This is a genomic window from Leptothrix toolikensis (SeqCode), assembly GCF_057922285.1.
Window position 1 is genome coordinate 21,227 of the sequence record NZ_JBYSVC010000033.1, and the last position, 6,524, is coordinate 27,750.

Annotated in this window: 4 protein-coding genes; 1 reads left to right on the top strand and 3 read right to left on the bottom strand. The window is 61.7% G+C overall.

The window, feature by feature from the left end; translation table 11 throughout:
* Nucleotides 1–97: 97 nt before the first annotated feature.
* The gene (gene glmS / locus AC3VI7_RS06835) at nt 98–1,960 is read right to left on the bottom strand and encodes a glutamine--fructose-6-phosphate transaminase (isomerizing) (RefSeq protein WP_489669578.1); all 1,863 of its coding nucleotides are present in this window, start codon (nt 1,958–1,960) and stop codon (nt 98–100) included.
* A 127-nt stretch (nt 1,961–2,087) separates the two neighbouring features.
* On the opposite strand from glmS, the gene AC3VI7_RS06840 reads away from it, so the two are divergent.
* The gene (locus AC3VI7_RS06840; RefSeq protein ID WP_489669579.1) at nt 2,088–2,573 is read left to right on the top strand and encodes an Lrp/AsnC family transcriptional regulator; all 486 of its coding nucleotides are present in this window, start codon (nt 2,088–2,090) and stop codon (nt 2,571–2,573) included.
* Here AC3VI7_RS06840 and AC3VI7_RS06845 read toward each other — a convergent pair.
* Both AC3VI7_RS06845 and AC3VI7_RS06850 read right to left on the bottom strand, forming a co-directional pair.
* The gene (locus AC3VI7_RS06845; RefSeq protein WP_489669580.1) at nt 2,570–4,222 is read right to left on the bottom strand and encodes a ShlB/FhaC/HecB family hemolysin secretion/activation protein; all 1,653 of its coding nucleotides are present in this window, start codon (nt 4,220–4,222) and stop codon (nt 2,570–2,572) included. The genes AC3VI7_RS06840 and AC3VI7_RS06845 overlap by 4 nt on opposite strands.
* A gap of 29 nt (nt 4,223–4,251) precedes the next feature.
* On the bottom strand, nt 4,252–6,524 hold a 2,273-nt coding region (locus tag AC3VI7_RS06850; protein ID WP_489671434.1), incomplete at its 5' end, for a YDG domain-containing protein.

A 6,524-nucleotide genomic window follows, 5' to 3' on the forward strand; every position in this document is an offset into this window, starting at 1 on the left:
AGCAGGGTCTCTGGCCCTCACTTTCGGGAAGTGTTGTAACAGAGGGGGGATTTGATGCATGGAAAACCCTGATTTGTGGGTTCTTTGGCCTTTGAACTCACTCGACGGTCACGCTCTTGGCCAAATTGCGCGGCTTGTCCACGTCGGTGCCGCGTGCGCAAGCGGTGTGATAAGCCAGAAGTTGTAGGGGCACGACGTGCAGGATTGGACTCAAGGGGCCGTAGTGTTCGGGCATACGGATGACATGCAGACCGGGGGCACTTTCGATTTTGCTGTCACCGTCGGCGAACACATAGAGTTGGCCGCCTCGGGCACGAACTTCTTGCAGATTGCTTTTGAGCTTTTCAAGCAAGGCGTCGTTGGGTGCAATGGTGACCACCGGCATTTGTGCTGTCACCAAGGCCAAGGGGCCGTGCTTGAGTTCACCCGCTGGGTAGGCCTCCGCGTGGATGTAGCTGATTTCTTTCAGCTTCAAGGCACCTTCAAGGGCAATTGGGTAGTGCAGGCCTCGGCCCAAGAACAGCGCGTTTTCCTTGCTGGCGAACTCTTCAGCCCAAGCCATCACTTGCGGCTCTAGGGCCAAGACAGCTTGCAGGGCCACGGGCAGATGGCGCATCGCCTTCAGATGTTCGGCCTCCTCGGCTTCGCTCAGCAGGCCGCGACTCTGCGCCAAGGCCAAGGTCAGCAGGAACAAACCGGCCAGTTGAGAGGTGAATGCTTTGGTCGAAGCGACGCCGATCTCAACCCCTGCGCGGGTGATGTAAGCCAGCTTGCACTCGCGCACCATGGCGCTGGTCGAGACGTTGCAAATCGTCAGCGTTTGCTCCATGCCGAGGCTGCGGGCATGCTTGAGTGCTGCCAGCGTGTCGGCGGTCTCGCCACTTTGACTGATGGTGACGATCAGCGTTTTGGGGTCGGGCACGCTATCGCGGTAGCGGTATTCGCTGGCGATTTCGACTTGCGTGGGGATCTTGGCGATGCTTTCCAGCCAGTACTTGGCGGTGCAGCCCGCGTAGTAGCTGGTGCCGCAGGCCAAGATCAACACCTTGTCGATCGACTGGAAGACGCGGTAGGCGTCATCGCCAAACAGCTCAGGGGTGATCCCGGCGATGCCTTCGAGCGTGTCGCCGATCGCGCGCGGTTGCTCAAAGATCTCTTTTTGCATGTAGTGCCGATAGGGGCCGAGTTCGGCCGCACCGCTGTGGGCATGCACCGTTTTGACCGGGCGCTCAACGCGCACAAAGCCGCCTTCAGCCTTGCGACCCGAGATCCAGTATTTGCCCTGTTGTAAATCAACAACATCACCTTCGTCGAGGTAGACGATCTGATCGGTCACGCCTGCCAGAGCCATGGCGTCAGAGGCGAGGAAGTTCTCGCCTTGGCCCACACCCAACACCAAGGGTGAGCCCGAACGCGCCCCAATGACGCGTTGCGGCTCATCACGACAAAACACCGCAATCGCATAAGCTCCTTTGAGGCGCTGGATCGCCAGCAACACTGCGTCAAACAAATCGTGCTGATAGAGCGAGTCCACCAAATGCGCGATCACCTCGGTGTCGGTCTGGCTGTTGAAGACGTAGCCCCGGGCTTGCAGCTCGGCGCGCAGCTCGTCGTGATTTTCGATGATGCCGTTGTGGACCAAGGCAACGCGACCCGCCTTGCTGCTTTGGGCATCGGCCCCGATGCCATGCGAGAAATGCGGGTGGGCGTTATGCACCGCTGGCACACCATGGGTGGCCCAGCGGGTATGGGCAATGCCGATGAAGCCTTCGATGCTGTCTTGTTGGACTTGGGTTTCCAACTCGGTCACCCGGGCGGTGCTGCGGGCTCGTTTGAGCTCGCCGCCTTGATGAACGGCGACACCGCAGGAATCGTAGCCCCGATATTCAAGCCGTTGCAGGCCTTGAAGCAGGATGGGAACAATGTTGCGTTGGCTGACTGCACCGACGATGCCACACATGATGAGAACTCCAAGGATTGAGTGAGTGCTTTGATCCTAGGGACTTTGCTTTGCAATGAATGACGTTTATTGTCATATTTTTGCAATAAAAAGCTACGCACTACGCATGGTGAAATAAAATTTCAGAATGGCTTCTTTAAAGACATCTTTGGCCGAGTTGGATGAGCTTGATCTGCGTTTGTTGGCGCAATTACAACGTGATGCGACGCCCTCCAATCAATCTTTGGCCGAAACGGTGGCCGCTTCGCCGGCGACCACGCTGCGCCGGGTGCGCCGCCTGACCGAGTCAGGGGTGATTGAGCGCACCGTGGCGGTGCTTTCGGCCGAAGTGCTGGGTGCGGGGCTCACGGCCATCGTTGAAATCACGCTCGACCACCAGTCGGTCGAGCACTTACAGGCTTTTGAAGCCCGCGCGGTGGCGGACCCTGGGGTGCAGCAGTGCTACCGCACCCAAGGCGGGCCGGATTTCATCCTCATCGTGCAGGTACTCGACATGGTGGCCTACCAGGCGCTAACGCAGCGGCTGTTCAGCTGTGATGCCAATGTGCGCAATGTGCGCAGCTTTTTCAGCATCCACCGCGCCAAGGTGGGCCTCGACGTGGCGTTGCCCTAGAAGGCTTTGGTGAGCAACGCCCACAGGCGTGGACTGCGATCAAGGTGTGTGCTTGCCAGACCCACCATGCGCCACGCTATGGCGGTTTGAAAGAGCACGTCATAAGGCAGCAGCTTCACATCCAAGCCCAGACCGGCACCCGCCAGATTGCGGATGTGTGCGCTGTTGCCCGGCAAAGCGGTATGCGCAGGGATGCCTTTGGCTGCATCGACAAACACCTTGGTTTGGAGGCTGTTGTCGGCCCAAGTGCGGCGCAGCTCGGTACGGGCCAAAAGCGCGTCATCGGCGGCTCCTTCGCCCACGCCGTAGGCACGCACCCCTTGCGGTCCGCCCAAGGCGATTTTTTCGGAGGTGTCCAGATTCTTGCCGGCACCCTGGCCGCTGACCTTGACGGTGATGGCGGTGGTGCGACCCACCGGCTGTTGATATTCGCCCTGAAAGCTGATCTTGGCGTAGTCGCCGTTTGTTGGGTCGCCGTAGCCATTTTGCAAGCGCCCCAAGGTCAAGGTGACTGAGCCTTGGCTGGTGGCACCCCACAGGACGGGCGCACTGCCCGACAAGCCCAGCGATAGCACTTGAACCTGCTTGGTGCTGGTGCTGCCCAAGACGGTGTCATCGAAGCGTTTGATATCCCAAGCTCCTTGCGCTTGCACGTTGAGGGTGCGGCTCCGCACCAAGGGCTGTAAGGCGTACAGCGTGAAGTCACTGGCGCGCCCCGAGGCTTGCAAGCTGGCGGCCTCTTGGCCCAAGGTGTCGCCCATCACGGCACCGGCCACCCCCACTTGCACGCCATGACCACCCACCGGGGTTTGCCAGGCCAAGCGCCCGTAGTGAAACCCGGGGCCGGCGTAGGCGGCGCTCAGATCCAAGCTGTCGCCAAGGAAAAACGAATTGGCGATGTTGATGCGGCTGCTCACCCGGGCCTCGCCGGTGTAGTGGTTACCGTGGTTGTCCAGTGTGACGCTGCCATTGACCGCCCGGGTGCTTTTGATTTGCACATCCAAGTGGCTGGTACCGACCGTTTCGCCCGGTAGCAAACTGGGCAGCACTTTCACGCCGGGCAAGTCGGACAGCAGCAGCAAGTCGCGCTCAAGGGGCATGCTTTGTAGCGGCTCACCCAGGTGCAGATCGGTGAGATAAGACTGCACTTGGGCGGCCTCGGCCGGGGTGTTGGCATCGATGCTCAACCGACTGAGCCGACCTTCAGCGACCGCAATTTCTACCGCCCCTTCGGTCATTCTTTGGGTGGGCAGGTAGGCGCGAGCCAGCAAATAACCTTGGGCGCGGTAGTAGGCCGTGATGCGCTCACTCAGTGCTTGGAGTTGTTTGCCGTCGAGTGTTTTGCCTTGAGCCTCTGCCACCAAGTCCAGCAACGTGGCCTCAGGAAAAGCCCGCACACCATGAAAGCGCACGGACTTGACGGTCACTTTGGGGCCATCTTGCGGCGCGGTGACTTGAGCTTCGACGGGAACACGGGGTAAGACCGGCGCATTCGAGCGCTGCATGGGCACAGGCTGGGGAGCCTCGCGCATCAGGCTACCGGCATCCAAGCCGATGGTGCTGCTGCTGAATGCTGCGCCAGACCCAGCCAGCATGGGCAACACCGCCAAGACGAAACGGTATTGGCGGTGGTAACGGGGCAATGACATCAAAAATTCCTTGGATCTCTTGGCTTGGCTTAGCTTGGGGCTTTGGCCGCCAGCGCCGCTTTTTCTCGTTCTTTTTCTTCCTTAGCGCGGCGGCGTCGAGCGTTCCACGGCCGCAAGAATTCCCAATCCCCTTTGGAGCCTCCCATGGGTACCTTGTTCATGGCTGCGCTAGCGTTGCTCATGGCGGTGTTTTCTGTGGCGCTTTTGGCTACGGCATGGGCGTGCTTTTCAGTGCGGATTTTGCGCTCAGCTTCTTCGGCCGCCGCTTGCGTGGCCGTGTCTAGAGGAGGTATCGCTGGGGCCGATGCCGAGGCTTCTATGGGTAGGGGGGCTGCCGCCACGATCACCTCGGGCGGTGGAGCCACCAGCGCGGGTGCTTTGTGCGGTAGCGGTGCCGCGACGGTGACGGCAGCGTTGGGGGTTGCTTCTTCTACGGGCTCTTGAGGCGTTGCGCCCCGCTCAGCAGTGACCTTGGGCAGCAACGGCATTGAAGGGATCGCCGGTATGGCCTTGGCGAGGGTGATCACGGGGGTGTCCGCAGCGATGGGCAGCGGTGCATCTGGAACCACGCCGGGGGTACTGGCTGTGGTTGCCCCGTTCCAGCTTGGAATCCCACGTGGGCCGGTGTCAAAGAGAATCGTCACACTCCCCGTGGGGGGAGGCGATGGTGGTGTGCTGGGCAGTGTGATGTTCGGCGGAACGATATTACCGATCGTGATCTGCGTGATCGTGCTGAGCACATAGTTGCCTGCATCAGGGCCCGTCAGGCTGTTGGCGATGTTCACCGGCTTGGCATTGCCGATGGCCGGATCGACAAAGCTGGCGGCTTGGCTCAGGGCCACTTGATCGTTGGGCTGCACATTGCTCAAGGTGCCGCTGACCACGGCCGTGAGTGTGCCGTCGTAGACCTTGGGGGTGACTTGGGTACCGACCACATTGAGCGTTGCCGGAGTGATGGCAGCGGTGGCGCTGAGAGTCGGCGTGGCCAGGACGTAGTTGCCGGCGTCCAGGCCGCTCAAGGTGTTGGTGACGGTGGCGATTTGGGCGGTGCTGACGTTTTTGCTGGTGAAGACCGCCGATTGACCCAGCAAGACCTGATCCGTCCCAAGGAGGGTGGCGAGCGTGCCGGGCGTGCCGATGGCGGCCGCGAGGCTGGCGTCGTAGACCTTGGGGGCGATGACGGTGCCGTTGACGTTCAGCGTGGCCGGGGTGATGGCGGCGGTGGTGCTGAGGGTCGGTGTGGCCAGGACGTAGTTGCCGGCGTCCAACCCGCTCAAGGTGTTGGTGACGGTGGCGACTTGAGCGGTGCTGACGTTCTTGTTGCTGAAGACCGCCGATTGACCCAGCAAGACCTGATCCGTCCCAAGGAGGGTGGCGAGCGTGCCGGGCGTACCGATGGCGGCCGCGAGGCTGGCGTCGTAGACCTTGGGGGCGATGACGGTGCCGTTGACGTTCAGCGTGGCCGGGGTGATCGCCGCCGTGGTGTTGATGTTGGGATTGGCAAGGATGTAGTTGCCGGCGTCCAAGCCGCTCAAGGTGTTGGTCACCGTGGCGACTTGGGCGGTGTTGACGTTCTTGCTGCTGAAGACCGCCGATTGACCCAGCAAGACCTGATCGGTGCCAAGCAGGGTGGCGAGCGTGCCGGGCGTGCCGATGGCGGCCGCGAGGCTGGCGTCGTAGACCTTGGGGGCGACGACGGTGCCGTTGACGTTGAGCGTGGCCGGAGTGATGGCGGCGGTGGTGCTGAGGGTCGGCGTGGCCAGGACGTAGTTGCCGGCATCCAAGCCGCTCAAGGTGTTGGTCACCGTGGCGATTTGGGCGGTGCTGACGTTTTTGCTGGTGAAGACCGCCGATTGACCCAGCAAGACCTGATCGGTGCCAAGGAGGGTGGCGAGCGTGCCGGGCGTGCCGATGGCGGCCGCGAGGCTGGCGTCGTAGACCTTGGGGGCGATGACGGTGCCGTTGACGTTGAGCGTGGCCGGGGTGATGGCGGCGGTGGTGCTGAGGGTCGGTGTGGCCAGCACGTAATTGCCGGCGTCCAACCCGCTCAGGGTGTTGGTCACCGTAGCGATTTGGGCGGTGTTGACGTTTTTGTTGGTGAACAAGGCGGTCTGGCCCAGCAAGACCTGATCGGTGCCAAGGAGGGTGGCGAGCGTGCCGGGCGTGCTGATGGCCGCCGCGAGGCTGGCGTCGTAGACCTTGGGGGCGACGACGGTGCCGTTGACGTTCAGCGTGGCCGGGGTGATGGCGGCGGTGGTGCTGAGGGTCGGTGTGGCCAGCACGTAATTGCCGGCGTCCAACC